This window comes from Micromonospora carbonacea (assembly GCF_014205165.1).
GTDB lineage: Bacteria > Actinomycetota > Actinomycetes > Mycobacteriales > Micromonosporaceae > Micromonospora > Micromonospora carbonacea.
In genome coordinates this window covers 6,203,495-6,219,340 of sequence record NZ_JACHMZ010000001.1, presented here as the reverse complement: position 1 = coordinate 6,219,340, position 15,846 = coordinate 6,203,495, and the positions used below count along the sequence as shown (strand labels likewise).

At 69.7% G+C, this 15,846-nt stretch carries 14 protein-coding genes; 6 read left to right on the top strand and 8 right to left on the bottom strand.

Translation table 11 applies throughout. The features are described from left to right. Positions 1–4: 4 nt before the first annotated feature. A complete protein-coding gene (locus HDA31_RS25925; RefSeq protein ID WP_178063221.1) occupies positions 5–1,474 on the bottom strand; it encodes a multicopper oxidase family protein in 1,470 nt (489 codons plus the stop codon). A 674-nt stretch (positions 1,475–2,148) separates the two neighbouring features. Between HDA31_RS25925 and HDA31_RS25920 the strand changes: the two genes are divergently transcribed. The 5 genes from HDA31_RS25920 to HDA31_RS25900 all read left to right on the top strand — a co-directional run bounded on the left by HDA31_RS25920 (position 2,149) and on the right by HDA31_RS25900 (position 6,965). Beyond that, positions 2,149–2,943 (top strand): class I SAM-dependent methyltransferase, encoded by a 795-nt coding sequence (locus HDA31_RS25920; protein ID WP_246384340.1) that lies wholly within the window; start codon positions 2,149–2,151, stop codon positions 2,941–2,943. 29 nt (positions 2,944–2,972) lie between these two features. After that, a complete protein-coding gene (locus tag HDA31_RS25915; RefSeq protein ID WP_246384341.1) occupies positions 2,973–4,229 on the top strand; it encodes a class I SAM-dependent methyltransferase in 1,257 nt (418 codons plus the stop codon). After that, positions 4,226–5,410 (top strand): class I SAM-dependent methyltransferase, encoded by a 1,185-nt coding sequence (locus HDA31_RS25910; protein WP_178063224.1) that lies wholly within the window; start codon positions 4,226–4,228, stop codon positions 5,408–5,410. The genes HDA31_RS25915 and HDA31_RS25910 overlap by 4 nt, the downstream gene beginning before the upstream one ends. Before the next feature lie 6 nt (positions 5,411–5,416). Beyond that, entirely contained in the window at positions 5,417–6,436 is a 1,020-nt protein-coding gene (locus HDA31_RS25905; RefSeq protein ID WP_178063225.1) for a glycosyltransferase, read from the top strand. Positions 6,437–6,551: 115 nt separating this feature from the next. Beyond that, a complete protein-coding gene (locus HDA31_RS25900) occupies positions 6,552–6,965 on the top strand; it encodes a cupin domain-containing protein (protein ID WP_178063226.1) in 414 nt (137 codons plus the stop codon). A 55-nt stretch (positions 6,966–7,020) separates the two neighbouring features. Here the strand turns inward: HDA31_RS25900 and HDA31_RS25895 are convergent, their stop codons facing one another. From HDA31_RS25895 to HDA31_RS25880, 4 genes are all read right to left on the bottom strand, one after another. Next, positions 7,021–7,965, bottom strand: coding sequence for an NAD-dependent epimerase/dehydratase family protein (locus tag HDA31_RS25895; RefSeq protein WP_178063227.1), 945 nt, complete (start codon positions 7,963–7,965; stop codon positions 7,021–7,023). A gap of 40 nt (positions 7,966–8,005) precedes the next feature. Then, complete coding sequence (locus tag HDA31_RS25890) at positions 8,006–9,034, bottom strand: methyltransferase (RefSeq protein WP_219824995.1); 1,029 nt, start codon at positions 9,032–9,034, stop codon at positions 8,006–8,008. After that, on the bottom strand, positions 9,027–9,857 hold the full coding sequence (locus HDA31_RS25885) for a phytanoyl-CoA dioxygenase family protein (RefSeq protein WP_178063228.1): 831 nt from the start codon (positions 9,855–9,857) through the stop codon (positions 9,027–9,029). The genes HDA31_RS25890 and HDA31_RS25885 overlap by 8 nt, the downstream gene beginning before the upstream one ends. Before the next feature lie 102 nt (positions 9,858–9,959). Then, complete coding sequence (locus HDA31_RS25880) at positions 9,960–10,793, bottom strand: TrmH family RNA methyltransferase (protein ID WP_178063229.1); 834 nt, start codon at positions 10,791–10,793, stop codon at positions 9,960–9,962. Positions 10,794–11,121: 328 nt separating this feature from the next. On the opposite strand from HDA31_RS25880, the gene HDA31_RS25875 reads away from it, so the two are divergent. Beyond that, positions 11,122–12,156, top strand: a complete 1,035-nt coding sequence (locus HDA31_RS25875) for a ketoacyl-ACP synthase III family protein (RefSeq protein ID WP_178063230.1) — start codon at positions 11,122–11,124, stop codon at positions 12,154–12,156. A 165-nt stretch (positions 12,157–12,321) separates the two neighbouring features. On the opposite strand, the gene HDA31_RS25870 is transcribed toward HDA31_RS25875, so the two are convergent. The 3 genes from HDA31_RS25870 to HDA31_RS25860 form a co-directional block, all read right to left on the bottom strand. Next, on the bottom strand, positions 12,322–13,044 hold the full coding sequence (locus HDA31_RS25870) for a class I SAM-dependent methyltransferase (RefSeq protein WP_074476997.1): 723 nt from the start codon (positions 13,042–13,044) through the stop codon (positions 12,322–12,324). Next, on the bottom strand, positions 13,044–14,312 hold the full coding sequence (locus tag HDA31_RS25865) for a nucleotide disphospho-sugar-binding domain-containing protein (protein ID WP_246384342.1): 1,269 nt from the start codon (positions 14,310–14,312) through the stop codon (positions 13,044–13,046). The genes HDA31_RS25870 and HDA31_RS25865 overlap by 1 nt, the downstream gene beginning before the upstream one ends. 315 nt (positions 14,313–14,627) lie before the next feature. Beyond that, positions 14,628–15,845 carry a twitch domain-containing radical SAM protein gene (locus HDA31_RS25860; protein WP_178063231.1) on the bottom strand — a complete coding sequence of 406 codons (1,218 nt, stop codon included), beginning with the start codon at positions 15,843–15,845 and terminating at the stop codon, positions 14,628–14,630. Position 15,846: the final 1 nt, after the last annotated feature.

Sequence of the window (15,846 nt, the reverse complement as noted above, 5' to 3'; positions counted from 1 at the left end):
GCCGTCAGGGCACGACCTCCAGCTGGGCCATCATCCCGAGGTACGAGTGCTCGGGGTAGTGGCAGTGGTACATGTACCGGCCGACGAAGGGCGCGTCGAAGGTGACCTGGAAGCGGACGGAGCCCTTGGGCGACACGTACACCGTGTCCTTGAGACCGGTGTCCTCCGGAGCCGGCGGCCCGCCGTTGCGGCCGAGCACCTGGAAGTGCACCAGGTGCAGGTGGAAGGGATGGTCGAAGGGGTACGGATCGGTGTCGCCGTTGACGATGTTCCAGATCTCCGTGGTGCCCCGCTTGACCTGGATGTCGACCCGGTTGGGGTCGAACACCTTGCCGTCGATGAAGGCCGTCGGCGGCCGGCCGGACATGTCGAACTTCAGTTCCACGGTCCGCTCCACCGTCGGCGTGCCCAGCGGCGGCAGCTCGCGCAGGCGGTCCGGCACGCGACTGGTGTCGATGACCCTGGTGGACCCCACGTCGAAGCGCAGGATCGGGTTGTCGCCGTCGAACAGGTAGACGGGGCCGCGTCCGCGGTGTTCGGCGAAGTCGATCACGATCTCGACCCGTTCACCGGAGGAGACCGCCAGCTCGGTGTGGGTGGTGGGAGCGGGAAGCAGGCCGCTGTCCGAGGCGATCCGGACCATCGTCTGGCCGCCGAGGTTGAGCCGGAAGACGTGCTTGAGGGCCGCATTGAGCAGCCGGAACCGGTAGCGGCGGGGAGCCACCTGGAAGTACGGCTGAACCTTGCCGTTGGCCAGGATCGTCGTGCGGTCGTCGGGGTTGCCGAAGACGAACGCACCGGATTCGTCGAACTGCGCGTTGCGCAGCAGGATCGGGACGTCGTAGCGCCCCTTGGGCAGGTGCAGGTGCCGCTCGGCGGGGTCCTCGATGAGGTAGAAGCCGTGCAGGCCGCGGTAGACGTGGTCGGCCTCGTAGTCGTGGGTGTGGTCGTGGTACCACAGCGTGGCCCCGCGTTGGACGTTCGGGTAGTCGTAGACCCGCGAGCCGCCCGGCTCGATGATGTCCATCGGGTGCCCGTCACTGCTGGCCGGCACGCGGCCACCGTGCAGGTGCACGTTCGTGTGGCTGTCCAGCCCGTTGGTGTAGGTGATCCGGACGGGGCGGTTGGTCCGCGCCCGGATCGTCGGGCCGACGAACGAGCCGCCGTAGGTGTAGGCCGGGGTGGACAGTCCCGGCAGGATCTGGACCTGGGCCGGCTCGATCGGGATCTCGTAGACGTCGACGCCGCCGGCCTGGGAGACCGGGCTCAGCTGCGGTGGCACCGGCATCGGCTCGGTGAACGGGGTGACCGTCACCGTGGTCGCGCCGACCTCGCTGACTGCCGGCAGCAGGTGATTCGCGTGCGGGCTCACCGGCGCTGCCTCAGCGGTCGGTGAACCCTTGAACACCAGGCGGGCCGCCACGCCGGTGGCGGTGGCGGTTCCGAGGGCGAGTAGCTGTCGTCGGTTGAACATGGCTGGGCACCTTAGTCAATGTGACGGGGCAGGGGACGCGTGCCGGATCTGGAAAGGCGCACCGCACGCGGTCGATGCACGCGGCCCACCTGCCATGGCGGCCTTTCGAGGCGGCGGGGTGAGTCTGGCACGAAACATCCCGCTGATCGAACCGTCAGCGGGAAGTCGAACCGGGTTCGTCGAATTCTAGTCAGTTTCCCACTCTTCGCGCTCTGCCGGCGGCGCCGGCACCCGCGATCCTCGGCCCCTGTCCTGGCGGATCCGCGGTTGTGGGGGAAACCCTAGTCAGTTGTCAGGCACGGCTCGATAGGGTCGGATCAGGCGAGCCCAAGGTCAATGTCCGCGCCTTCGGCGGGCCCGGGGTCAGGTCGTGCGCCGCGGACGTGGCGAGGCTTGACATTCTCGGCCGAAAGGCGAACCTGCCGACGCTGACAGCGCGGAAGTCCGCGATTTCGCCGCAACCCGAAGGGGCAGGCTCAGCCCATGACCATGGTGGTACGGCACCCGGCCGAGCGGGTCGAGTGCAGCCCGATCGCCCCTCGGCGCGACGCCGCTGGCGTGACGCCGGTCCCGCTCACCCCGAGCGCTGCGCGTCCCCGGTCCGACCGGACACCGCCGGTCCACCGTGGGCAGGAGCCCCGGCGGTGATCGGCTTGCTGGGCCGGCTCCCGGGGGTGAACGCCGTGCTCGGGGCCGTCTCGAAGCAGCAGGCCGAGCCGACCCTCGACGAGGTGATGGCCGAACGTTTCCGCGAACGGACGGATCCGCGCCGGGGCGACTGGGCCTACGCGCACTTCATCGATCTGCGCGACGCGCTCGCCGAGGTGCTGGGCGACGCTTCCGGCAACTGGCTCGACTACGGCGCGGGCACGTCGCCGTACCGGAACCTGTTCACCGCGGCCGATCTGAAGACGGCCGACATTCCCGGCGGCGAGTCCTACCCGGCCGACTACGCGCTCGACCACGACGGACGCTGTCCGGCACCCGACGCGACGTTCGACGGCGTGCTGTCCACCCAGGTCCTCGAGCACGTGACCGACGCGGACGCCTACCTGCGTGAGGCGCTGCGGCTGTTGCGGCCCGGGGGCCGGCTGGTGCTGTCCACCCACGGCGTGTGGGAGGAGCACGGCGGTCAGGACCTCTGGCGGTGGACGGCGGACGGCCTGGCCCGGCAGGCCGAACTGGCCGGGTTCGCCGTCGACCGGGTGCTGAAGCTGACCTGCGGGCCGCGAGGACTGCTGCTCCTGCTGCGCTGGTACGGACGCGAGAACGGCTGGCCCGCGATCGGCCCGGTCGGGTTGGTGCTGCGCTCCCTGTGGTTGGTGGACCACCTGCTACCCAGCTCCCTGGACACGTATCTGGATCGCGCATTCGGCGATCTCGGGAGACGCGAGGGCCCGGACGCGCCGTTCTATCTGGACCTTCTGCTCGTCGCCCGGAAACCCCACACGAAGGAGACCGCTACGTGAGTCGGACCGCATCAGCGTATGACGAGAGCGTGGTACGACAGGTGAACGCGCGGACGGACTGCCGGGTCTGCGGCGGCACGCTCCGTACGATCCTCGACCTCGGCGACCAGTATCTGCAGGGGTCCTTCGTCAAGCCCGGGACACCCGAGCCGCCGGCGGTCAAGTTCCCGCTCGAACTCACCCGCTGCGTCGGCGACTGCGGCCTCGTGCAGCTGCGGCACACCCTGCCCCCCGGTCTGCTGTACGACACCTACTGGTACCGCTCGCGCATCAACGACACCATGCGGACGCACCTCAGGGAGATCGCCGAATCCGGGGTGGCGGCACTCGGCCGGCCGCTCCGGCGGGCCCTGGACATCGGTTGCAACGACGGCACCCTGCTGCAGAACCTGCGCGGGGCCGAACTGTGGGGGATCGACCCGTCGAACGCGACCGACGACGCGCCCGAGGGCATCACCCTGGTCCGGGACTTCTTCCCCAGCCCGGCGCTGGACGAGCACGCCGGGACGTTCGACGTCGTCACGTCGATCGCGATGTTCTACGACGTCGAGGACCCGGTGGCGTTCGCCCGCGCGGTGGAGCGGATGCTCGCTCCCGGTGGCGTCTGGGTGGTCGAGGTCGCCTACCTGCGCGAGATGCTGGCGACCACCGGGTACGACAGCATCTGCCACGAACACCTGTCGTACTACTCGCTCTCCACCCTGACCTTCATCCTGCGTCAGGCCGGGCTCGAGATCAGGCGGGCAAGCGTCAACGGGATGAACGGCGGCTCGATCTGCTGCGTCGTCACCCGGGCCACCGAGGGCGCCGACCACGCCGACGGGTCGGTGGCGGAACTCGCCGCGCAGGAGCGCGAGCTGGGACTGGACCAGAGCGAGCCGTACGAGCGGTTCGCCGACAACGTGCGGGCGCACCGCGACGAACTCGTCAAGATGCTGCATGGTCTGCGCGACAGCGGAAGCACCGTGCACGTCTACGGCGCCTCCACCAAGGGCAACACCCTCCTGCAGTACTGCGGGATCGACCGCACGCTGATCCCGTACGCCGCCGAGCGCAACCCGGACAAGGTCGGCGCGCGGACCCTCGGTACGGACATCGAGATCATCAGCGAGGCCGACTCGCGGGCCCGCCGCCCGGACCACTACCTGGTGCTGCCGTGGCACTTCCACGACGAGATCGTGGCGCGCGAGGCGGCCACGGTGGCGGCCGGAACCAAGCTGATCTTCCCGCTGCCCAGCCTGCGGGTCGTGCAGGCGTCGCGGACCGACTCGCGGGTGGGGTCGTGACCGGCTCGCTCGTCCAGCGGCTGCTCGCCGCGGCGGACGCTCCCGACCCGGGCGTGCACCTCGCGGCCGAGGATCCGGAAGCAGTGGTGGCCGTGGCCATGGCGGAGGTGGCGGGCCGGACCGTCCTCTACCCGGGCCCGGCGACGCCGCTGACCGTACAGATCGACGTGGACGTCGCTGACGCGCGACAGATCTCCTACCTCCTGGCGGCCGGTCCGGACGGGGGCCAGGCGCGGCCGGGCCGGACCGACGACCCGTGGGTGCGAGTCCGGTACGACCTGGCGGCGCTGGTGCGGGACGTGTTCGGGCCGGCCGGCCCGTGGACCGGTACCGGCCGGGACGTGGTGATGAAGGACGAGCCCGGCCCGGTGGAGTACAAGCCCGACGACCCGTGGCTGGTACGGCGGGAAGAGGCGACCCGCGCGGCCTACCAGGCTCTCCGCGCGTGCGAGCCGTACCGTGGCGACCTGGCCGCGCTGGCGCTGCGGTTCGGCTCGGACAAGTGGGGCGGGCACTGGTACACCTCCCACTACGAGCGGCACCTCGGCGGGTTCCGGGACCACCGGCTGAACCTGCTGGAGATCGGCATCGGCGGCTACCACGAGCCGGACGCCGGCGGGGCCTCGTTGCGCATGTGGAAGCACTACTTCCACCGCGGCAGCGTGTACGGGCTCGACGTGTACGACAAGTCGCTGCTGGACGAGCCACGGCTCACCACGCTCCGTGGTGACCAGGCCGACCCGGCGATGCTCGCCGACCTCGCGCGGCGGCACGGCCCCTTCGACATCGTGATCGACGACGGCAGCCACGTCAGCAGCCACGTCATCACCGCGTTCCAGGCGCTCTTCCCCCACGTGCGCCCCGGCGGCGTGTACGTGATCGAGGACCTGCACACCTCGTACTGGCCGGAGTGGGGTGGAAACGGCACCGACCTGTCCGACCCCGCCACGTCGGTCGGCTTCCTCAAGACACTCGTCGACGGTCTGCACCACCGCGATCGCCTCCACGACGGTCCGTACCAGCCGACGTACCCGGACCTGACCGTGACGGGGCTGCATCTCTACCACAATCTCGCGTTCGTCGAGAAGGGCCGTAACACCGAACAGGCCAACGCCACGTGGCGGCCGCGGAACGACCCGATGCGCGATCTGCCGAAACCGCAGCGGTCAGCGGGGGAGTGAGGACTCATGCGTGTCGTGTTGGTGACGATGGCACTGCGGGTGCCGACGGATCCGAGCCACTGGATCACGGTCCCGCCGCAGGGCTATGCCGGCATCCACTGGATCGTGGCGAACCACATGGACGGCCTGCTCGAACTCGGCCACGAGGTGTTCCTGCTCGGCGCGCCGGGCACGACGCCGGTCGCACCGGCGGTCACCGTGGTGGACGCGGGCGAGATCGAGGACATGCACGCCTGGCTGAACGGCCCTGAGGCGGCCACGATCGACGTCGTCCACGACTTCTCCTGCGGGCAGATCGATCCCGACCGGCTTCCCCGGGGCATGGCGTACCTGTCCACCCACCACCTGACCGGCAAGCCGAAGTATCCGCGCAACTGTGTGTACGCCTCGTATGCCCAACGGGCCCAGGCGGAGAACGACGTCGCGCCGGTGGTCCGCATCTCGGTGAACCAGGCGCGCTACCCGTTCCGGGCCGACAAGGACGACTACCTGCTCTACCTCGGTCGGATCTCGGAATGGAAGGGCACCTACGAGGCGGCCGCCTTCGCCAGCGCCGCCGGGCGTCGCCTCGTCGTGGCGGGCCCGTCCTGGGAAGAGGACTACCTGGCCCGGATCCTGCGCGACTTCGGGGACAGCGTCGACCTTGTCGGCGAGGTGGGGGGCGACCGGCGGCTCGACCTGATCTCCCGCGCGACCGCGATGATGGTCCTGTCGCAGAGCACCATGGGGCCGTGGGGCGTGGTGTGGTGTGAGCCCGGATCGACCGTGGTGTCGGAGGCCGCGGCGTGCGGGACGCCCGTCATCGGCACGCCGAACGGATGCCTGGCCGAGATCGTGCCCGCGGTCGGAACGGTCGTGCCCGAGGGCGCGGACTTCACCGTCGAACAGGCCCGGAGCGTCGTGGCGGCGCTGCCCGGGCCGGACGCGGTCCGGGCGGCGGCGCTGGAGCGGTGGGACCACGTCGTGGTGGCCAAGGAGTTCGAGGCCATCTACCACGACGTGCTCGCCGGTCGTACCTGGACGTGACATCCGGCTCTCCCAGTCGGTGGGACGACGCCAGCCGGCGGCGACGCACCTGCCAGTCGGCCGGCACCGAGTACCCGTGATGTCCCTCCGGGCCCACTGACGAATGGAGTTCATCGTGAAGATCGAGGTCCTGCAGCCGAGCTGCAACCTGGACACCGTCCGGGACGGCCGGGGCGGCATCTTCACCTGGGTGCCACCAGAGCCGATCCTGGAGTTCAACCTCATCACCATGCACCCCGGCAAGGTCCGTGGGCTGCACTACCACCCGCACTTCGTGGAATACCTGCTGTTCGTCGACGGGGAGGGGGTGCTGGTGACCAAGGACGATCCGGACGACCCCGACTGCCCGGAGGAGTTCATCCACGTCGCCCGGGGGACGTGTACGCGCACGCCCTCCGGAGTGATGCACGCGGTCTACTCGATCACGTCGCTGTCCTTCGTGGCCATGTTGACCCGACCGTGGGACGAGTGTGATCCGCCCATCGTCCAGGTGCAGCCGCTGCCGCACACCCTCGCGGCGAACGGCTGAGCGCCCGAGCGGGGCGACCCGCTGGTGAACCGTTGACGATGGCCGGAGGCGCAGGTCACCGGCTTTCCACCGGGTCGCCTTCCAGCGCGTGGCGCCAGAGCGCCCCGATCGCCTCGGACAGCGTCCGCCGCGGCGTCCAGCCGAGCAGCTCACGCGCCGGCCGCAGGTCGACCCGGGTCCAGTCCTCGGCGCCTGCGGCCGGCGCCGGCAGTTCGACCACGGTGGCCGGCACCTGGCTGATGTCGACGAGCATGGCGACCAGCGTGCGCACGGACACCGACTCGCCCCGGCCGATGGCGATGGGAACGGTCGTGCCGGGCACCCGGATCGCGGCCCGGATCGCCTCGGCGACGTCGCGCACGTCCACGTAGTCGCGGCGGGCGTCCAGCGCGGTCAGCTCGATGTTCGCGTGCCCGCCACGACGTGCCGCCTCGACCAGACTGCCGGCCACCAGGCCGAGCAGGCTGGCCGGCGGCACACCGGGGCCGGTGACGTTGGCCAGGCGCAAAACCACCGGGTCCACGGTCCCCTGCGCCGCGGCCTCCAGCACGGCCTCGGTCGCGGCGAGCTTGAACCGGTCGTACTCGCTGGCGGGTCGGGACGACCGCTGGGCGGCCCCGGGCGCGTCCGGTGCGGCGAGCCCACACTCGAGCACCGATCCGAGGTGCACGAACCGTGGCACCAACGAGGTCATCGCCAGCGCCGTCAGGATGGCCTCGGTCGCCCCGACGCAACTCGCCTCAAGGCCCCGTCCGGTCAGACCCCACTTGCCGCCCGTGGCGTTGACGATCGCCGCCGGGCGCTCGGCGGCCAGCATCGCGGCCAGCTCCCCGGGCCGTACCCCCGAGACGTCGATCGCCCGGAACCGGTACCCGGTCGTGGCCCTGGGCGCGTTTCTCGCCACGACGAGCACGTCGTGCCCCGCGGCCACGAGGTTCTTCGCGACCTGGCGCCCCAGGAAGCCGGTGCCTCCGAACACGATGACGCGGTTGTCGCTCACTCGTACCTCCTGGACGACGACTCGACCGGTTGGCGGACGGTCAATCGGGACAGAGCTCGATCCAGTGGAAGCCCGTGGACGGCAGCGACCCGACCTCGGCGATCCGCAGACCCGCCTTGGCGCAGAGGCCGGCGAAGTCGTCCCTCGTCCGCTCCATCCCCTGACCGTTGACGAGCAGGCCCAGGTCGGTGAGGTAGGTGGTGGGGCTCTGCCCGGGCAGCACGGTGTCCGGCATCAGGTGGTCGACGAGCAGGATGCGTCCCTGTTCCCTGGCGGCGCGGGCACAGTTGCGCAGGATCACCGCGGCATGCTCGTCGTCCCAGCCGTGGATCACGCTCTTGAGCAGGTACAGGTCGCCATCGCGCGGCACCTCCGAGAAGAAGTCTCCCGTTTCGATCCGGCAGCGGGCCGTCAGACCTGCCGCTTCCAGGGTCTGCTCGGCCGCGTGCACACCGGACGGGCTGTCGAAGAGCACCCCGCCCAGCCGGGGGTGCTCGGCCAGGATCTCGACGAGCGACGTCCCGTCGCCACCGCCGACATCGACGACCGTCCGGAAACGGCCGAAGTCGTACGCGCCGGCCAGCACCCTGGCGACTCCCCGGGTGCCCTGACTCATCGCGGCGTTGTACAGCTCGGACAGCTCCGGATGGGACGACAGGTAGCCGAAGAAGTCGATCCCGAACGCCTCGTCGAAGGCCGGGCCGCCGGTGCGCAGGCTGAACTCGAGGTTCTGCCAGGCGCTCGTCATCGTCGGATCGGTCAGCATCCGGGCCAGCGGGTACATCGATCCCGGCCGGTCGCTGCGGAACAGCGCGCCCACGGGGGTGACGGTGAACCGGCCGGGGCGGGGTTCGGCGAGCAGGTCGAGCGCGGCGAGCGCACGCAGCAGCCGCAGCATCGGACCCTCCTGGAAGCCGTACTCGGCGGCGACACCTGCCGCGTCCCGTTCCTCGTCGCCGATCGCGTCGGGCAGCCGCAGCCGGACCGCGAGCGCGACCACGTGCGTCGCCATCCCGCCGAACACCAGCCGCAGCACTGCCGGCCACGGGGAGCTCGCAGGGCTATCCACGGGCGAGTCCCGCCCGGATCGCCCGCTCGACCGGGACGTACTGCCCGTCGGCGCGGTCCAGGTCGAACTCGCCGGTCGGTTGCAGCGAGGGCTGGGCCATGAACCGGGGGCTGGTGCCGGTGTTGGTGATCGGCGTGTGCACCAGGAACGGATGGCAGAGGTAGGCGTCGCCCGCCCGCCCGGTGGCCATCGCGAGGGGGCGGTCCGCGCCCACGTCGCGGCAGGCGAGGTAGGTCCCCTCGGCGCCGTAGGGCGCCAGCAGGGGCGGCACGTCCAGGTGCGAACCGACCCGGATCAGCGTGGGCGCGTCACGCTCGCCGGTGTCGGAGTAGAGGAGCAGCACCAGCAGGGCCCGGCCACGCGAAACCAGGTTGCTGCGGAAGATCCGGTCGTAGTCCGGCGGCACGAGCGGGAGCTCGCCCTCCCAGTCCTGGCCGCTGCTCATGGCGGCCACGCCCTCGGGGCTGAGGAAGCTGGCGTCGATGTGCCAGCCGTAGTCCTCGGCCTGTTCCGGATCCCGGTCCACCGGGAAACGGATCGGGAACGTCCCGACCATGTCCAGCGGTCGCCACCGGCCCGCACCGACGAGCTGGTCGTACGCCTCGACCAACGCCGGGGTGTTGGCGCTCTGCACGAACGCGTCGTCGCCCCGCAGACCGAGCCGGACGACCTCCCTGGTCCAGGTCGAGCTGTCGTCGGGATCCACGTCGAGTTGCTTCCAGAGCAGATTGCGGCACTCGGCGGCGAGCGCGGCGGGGAAAGCGTTCGGCACCCGGACGAAGCCGTCGGCGACGAAGCTCTCGATCTGCTCGGCTGTCAGCATGCGCCCCTCCTCATGAAACTCCCCTGCCGGACCGGTTATATCCTGACGGCGCCGACGGTAGGCAGTTCCTGCGGAAGACTAGCGATTCCACCAGAGGTGCGGTCACGCCCGTTGTCGGGTGATCTCGTACAGCGTGATCGAGGCGGCGACCGTCGCGTTCAGCGAACTCGCCGACCCGACCATGGGGATCCGGAGCACCACGTCGCAGTTGTTGGCCCAGAAACTGCTCATTCCGCTTGTCTCGTTGCCGACGACGACGGCGGTCGGCCCGGTGAAGTCGTGATTCCAGATGTCGGTGACCGCGTCCTCACTCGTGCCGACGAGCGTCATCGCGTCGATCGTCCGCAGCCATTCCAGCACGGCGGTCGGGGTCTCGGCCCGCACCGCCGGAACGGCGAACAGCGAGCCGCGGCTGCCCCGAACCGTCTTCGGGTCGTAGAGGTCGGCCGCCCGGCCCGCGACGATCACCCCGTCGATGCCCAGCGCGTCGGCCGAGCGCAGGAGCGAGCCCACGTTGCCCGGACTGATCGGACGGTCGAGCACCACCAGAACGCCGTTCGGGCGTACGCGGATCCGGGTGAGGTCGTCCGGAGGGATCGCGACGACGGCGATCAGCTCGGTGGTGTCCTCGTCCTTTCCCGCGAGCTCGTGCAGCAGCTCCGGGGACAGCCGGATCACCTCGTCGGCGACCTGCTCCCTGACCAGGTCACGCGCCCACTGCGATCTCAGGTTCCCCGCGTGCAGCAGCGCCCGGATCCGCCAGTGGTGCGCGATCGCCTCGTTGATCGGGCGTACGCCCTGCACCAGGAACTCACCCAGCCGGTGCCGCGTGTTCCGGTTGGTCAGCAGCGCCTCCCACTGCTGGAATCTGGCGTTGCGCCGCTCCAGCCGGGCCTCCACGCCACGCCTCCGCGGCCCTTCTCCGATCTTGGACATGGCTGAGACCCTTCCCACGAACCCGGCTTGCGTGCCCTGCGGCGGGACAATCATGCCGGTCGTCCGCACGGGCCGGCGGGCCGGGGACAAGTGTCGGCGTCGGCTGGGGTGGCACCCGCCGTGTTCTCGGCGGCGGCCCCGAGCCCGATGCCGGCGAACGCATCGTGCTCCGTCGGCGGGAAATACCACACGAAGATCCGTTCCACATCTAGGTGGAATTCCAGACTAGTTGCGATGCGGCCATCATAGAGTCGTGGTCCGGTGGACGAAGGCCGGGGCGGCTCCGAGCTGCGGTGATGATCAACATGAATTGCGAGGAGGAGAATTCATGCGGACACCGGACATGTTCATCGGCGGTGTCGGGACGTTCATTCCGCCGCGGGTGAGCGTCGACTGGGCGGTCGCCCGGGGCCTCTATTCGGCCGAGGACGCCGAGGCGCACGAACTCGTCGGCGTCGCGGTCGCGGGCGACATGCCTCCCCCCGAGATGGCACTCCGGGCCGCACAGCAGGCGGTCAAGCGGTGGGGCGGGTCGCCGAAGGAGTTCGACCTGCTGCTGTACGCCAGCACGTGGCACCAGGGACCGGACGGCTGGCCGCCGCAGTCGTACCTGCAACGGCATCTGGTGGGCGGCGACCTGCTCGCCCTGGAGATCCGGCAGGGCTGCAACGGTCTGTTCAGCGCGATGGAACTCGCCGCCAGCTACCTGACCGCCGTTCCGGAACGCACGAGCGCCCTGCTCGTCGCGGCGGACAACTACGGCACGCCGCTGATCGACCGCTGGTCGATGGGACCCGGCTTCATCGGTGGCGACGCCGCCTCGGCCATCGTGCTGACCAAACAACCGGGGTTCGCCCGGCTGCGTTCGGTGTGCACACGGACGATGACGACCGCCGAAGCCCTGCACCGCGGCGACGAGCCGCTGTTCCCGCCCAGCATCACGGTCGGCCGCACCACGGACTTCAGCGCCCGGATCGGCCAGCAGTTCGCCAGCCGCAGCCCGGCGGCCGCAGCCATGGCCGACGTGCCGCAGCGGGTCGTCGAGCTGGTCGACCAGGCGCTGGCGGAGGCCGAGATCGGGATCGGCGACATCGCCCGGGTGGGGTTCATGAACTACTCCCGCGAGGTGGTCGAGCAGCGGGTGATGACGATGTGGGACCTGCCGATGTCGCGTTCGACCTGGGAGTACGGTCGCGGGATCGGGCACTGCGGCGCCAGCGACACCATCCTGTCCTTCGATCACCTGGTGCGCACGGGGGAGCTCCGGCCGGGCGACCACATGTTGATGCTGGGCACCGCACCCGGCGTCGTGCTGTCCTGTGTCATCGTCCAGGTCCTCGAATCGCCGGCCTGGACGAAGTGACGCCGGGCAGGCGGGGGACCCCCGCCCCGGCGTCGGGTCTGCGGCGGTGGCCCGGACCACGACGGCCGACGGCCGTGGGCCCGCTCCGCCCGTTCCGGAGGCCGGAGCGTCCAGGTGCCCGCCGGCACCTGGACGCTCACACCGAGGGCGGGTGGTCCACGTCGCCTACTTCTGGTCGCGGCGCAGGATCAGGTAGCAGACCCCGTCCTCGTTGACGAACTCGTCCAGCAGCGGCGTCAGGCCGGCCTCGACGGCCAACGAGGAGATCACGTCGATGCCGTGGAAGGAGAGGAAACCCTTGAACTCGACCGGGTTCGCCGTCAGGTACCGCTCCGCGTAGAAGTGGAAGAAGCTGCGCGTCGACGCGCCGATGTCGAGGAAGTTGACCCCGAACCTGCCGCCGGGCCGCAGGATCCGGGCGATCTGACGGAAGTAGTGGAAGAACTCGAAGACGTTGAGGTGAATGAACACGTTCAGCGAAAAGCCCGCGTCGAACTCCGCCGACGGCAACGCCGCCAGGTAGTCGTTGTCGATGTGGTGGTAGTCGACGTTGGCATGGTCCTGGCAGGTGACCCGTGCCTTGTCCAGGAAGGACCGGCTGACGTCGGTGCACAGCATCCGTCGCACCGAAGGCGCGAGGACGTTGGCCATGATCCCCTCGCCGCTGCCGATCTCGAAGATCGACGACTCCGGGGTGATCCCGAGGCGCTCGGCCATCCACTTCGCCCGGTCGACGCGGTCCTGCAGGTACTCGTCGCGGGGCTGGGTGCCGGCGAGCTGGATCTGCATCTCGTCCGGCGTCCTCCACTCCCAGACCATGTTGAGGTCGCCCATGCTCCGCAGCGGCGGCTTGGGGCCGGTGGCGGGTGTTCCTTGCGCGTTGCTCATCAGACCTCGCTCACGGTGTCCTGGGTGATTTCCTTACGTTGCGGCCCTCGCCCGGTCACCAACCCGGCGACGTCGGAGGCGGTCAGCTCACCCTCGCGGGCCAGGGTGACGAGCAGGTCGGCGACCTGCGCGGCGGTCGGCGCGGCACCGACGGACTCGCTGAGCTCGACCGCCCGGCGCCGGTACCGGTGGTCGAACAGCACCTCACCGATGGCCTTGTCGATCGCGTCGCGGTCGATCAGCAGCCCGGGCAACGTCTTGGTCGCTCCCTGCGGATCCAGCCGCCGACCGTAGATCTGCCCGTCGAAGTTCAGCGCGAGTGACAGCTGCGGCACCCCCATGGCGATGCCGTTCATCAGGCAGTTCGCGCTGCCGTGGTGGATGAGCAGGTCGCAGTCGGGCAGGATCAGTTCGAGTGGGCAGTTGCGCAGGACCCGGACGTTCGGTGGCAGCGTGCCCATCGCGTCCACCTCGGACAGCGCCGCCGTGAGCACCACCTCGGTGGCCAGTTGCGCCGCGGTCTCGACCGCCTGTCGAAGGGCCGGCAGCCGCTCGCCGAACACCCCCGTCGCGGAGTTGCCCCACACCACGCACACCCGCTTGCCCTTGACCGGGCCCAACAGCCAGGGGTCGACGTCCTGAGATCCGTTGAAGGGGTGGTATCGGATGGGTATCCGCAGCGCGTCGCCCATGGGCGGAATGGCCACGTCCGGCGACGGATCGACGGCGTACTTGATGTCGCGCCGGGTCCACTGCACGCCGTACTTCTCGAAGCAGGAGAGGGGATCCCCCGCCATCATGTTGAGCCCCGGCTCGGTCTCCACCGTGCCGATGAAGCCCGGCCCGAAGAAGACGCTGGGCACGTCGTTCAAAATGCCGACCAGCGCCCCCTCGACCGCCATGATGTCGTACACCACCAGGTCGGGACGCCAGGACGCGGCGTAGTCGACGGCGTTGTCGAAGCTGCGCTGGACCGCGGCGATGGACCTCTTCCAGAAGTCGCTCAGCATGCCGGTGTCGAAATCGCGCACGGAGCCGAGCGCCTCACCGGTGAAGGGATGCAGCGGCAGAGGCATCTCCCCGCTCTGCGGCGGGGTGTTGATCGCCAACGACCAGTAGGCCAGCCGGGCGCTTTCCATCATGTCGGCGGAGTCGAGCATCGACACCGGCATCAGGCCGGTCGCCTGGACCCCCGAAACCTGCTGGGGCGGGCAGGCGACCCGGACCTCGTGCCCGGCCGCCCGGAACGCCCATGCGAGCGGAACCATGCACATGTAGTGTCCAGCCCAGTTGGACACGGTAAACAGAATCCGCATCGGAACCTTTCCCTAGCGCCGTACCTGCACGGGTCGCTTGTTCACGTGCCGAGCCCGATCACCACACAAGCGCGAATCGACCGGCCCGGCGCGACAGGCTCCGCTGCGGTCGGCGGCTGCCCGACCGAGAGTAGCGGACCTGGACTAGCGTTTTCCCCACACCTGATCTTCGGCGGCAAGGAAACGCCTCGCATATGCATCAACCATTCTTCGCTCTGGGCCAGGAACTGTCGCGGCACCGTACGAAATCGTTGCGGAGGTCGTCGTTCAGGACACCCCGTCGTCCACCAGGCGGGTCGGATCGAGCGAGTTCATGAACGAACGCAGGGCGTCGAGATGGGTCGCGGGCTTGTCCCAGCCGAGCTCGGCGCACCAGGCGATCAGGTCCGTCAGCTCCTGGGTGGCGCGCGCCTTCTCCTCGGCCGACAGGCTGGCGACCGAGAGATCCTGCGGCCACTGCACCACGTTGGCCAGGTCCACCTCCAGCCCCTCGGTACGCGCGAACTCGAGCACGTTGCGCAGGTCCCACAGGTTGTGCCGCTGCGGGGACACCTGGAGCCAGACGTCGAAGTCGGACCGGAGCAGGCGCAGATTGGCCACGAAGTCCGCCCACTTCCCGCCGGCCCGGATGTATTCGAACACCTCGCCGACGCCGTCGCAGGAAGCCCCGATGCCCACGCTCTTGAAGTGCCGTAGGAGCTTTATCGCGTTGTCCGGGGAGACGGTCAGGTTCGAGTTGTACTGGATGTCGACGTTGTGCGCGTTCCCGGTTTCCACGAGCAGCTCGAGCATGGCGAAATGACCCGGTTGCAGGAAGGGTTCGCCGCCCGCGAAGTACAGCTTGCGGATCAGGTGCGCATTCTCCCGCAGCGTCGCCCACAACTCGTCGTCGTCGCGGTACGGGTCGATGACCGCGGACGACCACGACGGGCGTTGCTTGGCGCCCCAGGAGGAACTCACCGGGTAGGTGCACATGACGCACCGCAGGTTGCAGAGGTTGCCGAACCTGATGTCGAGAAAGAACGGGAACTCCTCGACCGTGCCGTCCGCGGCGGTACGGGCGGCGAGCGCATCGAGGTCGTACTCCTGGTGGAACCGGCGGTTGACGTTCTGCCGGTAGGACTGGGCGCCGTGGTCCTCCCGGAAGTAGCAGTACTTGCACGCCTCCACGCGCTCGCCACCGAGCATCGCCAGCCGGGTCCGCTTCATGTTGGGGCTGTTGAAGGCCTCCCGGATGCCCATCACGCGGTCCGGGTTGTCCTTGGCGTACCGCGAGCCCGGGGAGCAACCGATCGCGTCGTCGTTCAGCGCGAACGCCGGCTCCTCCTGCTCGTCGTACAGCTCCGTGTGGTACATCGAGTCGTCGACGCAGCACCGGCCGTAGACGCCGTCGATGGAGGCGCAGAGGTGGATCCACGGCAGCACACACGCGGTCTGATCGGCCGTCGGGGACGGGGTGGCGTGGCTGTCGCCCGGAACGCTCATC

Excerpts from the sequence above, each read along its gene's own strand:
- HDA31_RS25925 (WP_178063221.1), bottom strand. The coding sequence starts at position 1,474 with ATGTTCAACCGACGACAGCTACTCGCCCTCGGAACCGCCACCGCCACC.
- HDA31_RS25905 (WP_178063225.1), top strand. The coding sequence starts at position 5,417 with ATGCGTGTCGTGTTGGTGACGATGGCACTGCGGGTGCCGACGGATCCG.
- HDA31_RS25870 (WP_074476997.1), bottom strand. The coding sequence starts at position 13,044 with ATGAGCAACGCGCAAGGAACACCCGCCACCGGCCCCAAGCCGCCGCTG.
- HDA31_RS25875 (WP_178063230.1), top strand. The coding sequence starts at position 11,122 with ATGCGGACACCGGACATGTTCATCGGCGGTGTCGGGACGTTCATTCCG.
- HDA31_RS25860 (WP_178063231.1), bottom strand. The coding sequence starts at position 15,845 with ATGAGCGTTCCGGGCGACAGCCACGCCACCCCGTCCCCGACGGCCGAT.
- HDA31_RS25880 (WP_178063229.1), bottom strand. The coding sequence starts at position 10,793 with ATGTCCAAGATCGGAGAAGGGCCGCGGAGGCGTGGCGTGGAGGCCCGG.
- HDA31_RS25865 (WP_246384342.1), bottom strand. The coding sequence starts at position 14,312 with ATGGTTCCGCTCGCATGGGCGTTCCGGGCGGCCGGGCACGAGGTCCGG.
- HDA31_RS25885 (WP_178063228.1), bottom strand. The coding sequence starts at position 9,857 with ATGCTGACAGCCGAGCAGATCGAGAGCTTCGTCGCCGACGGCTTCGTC.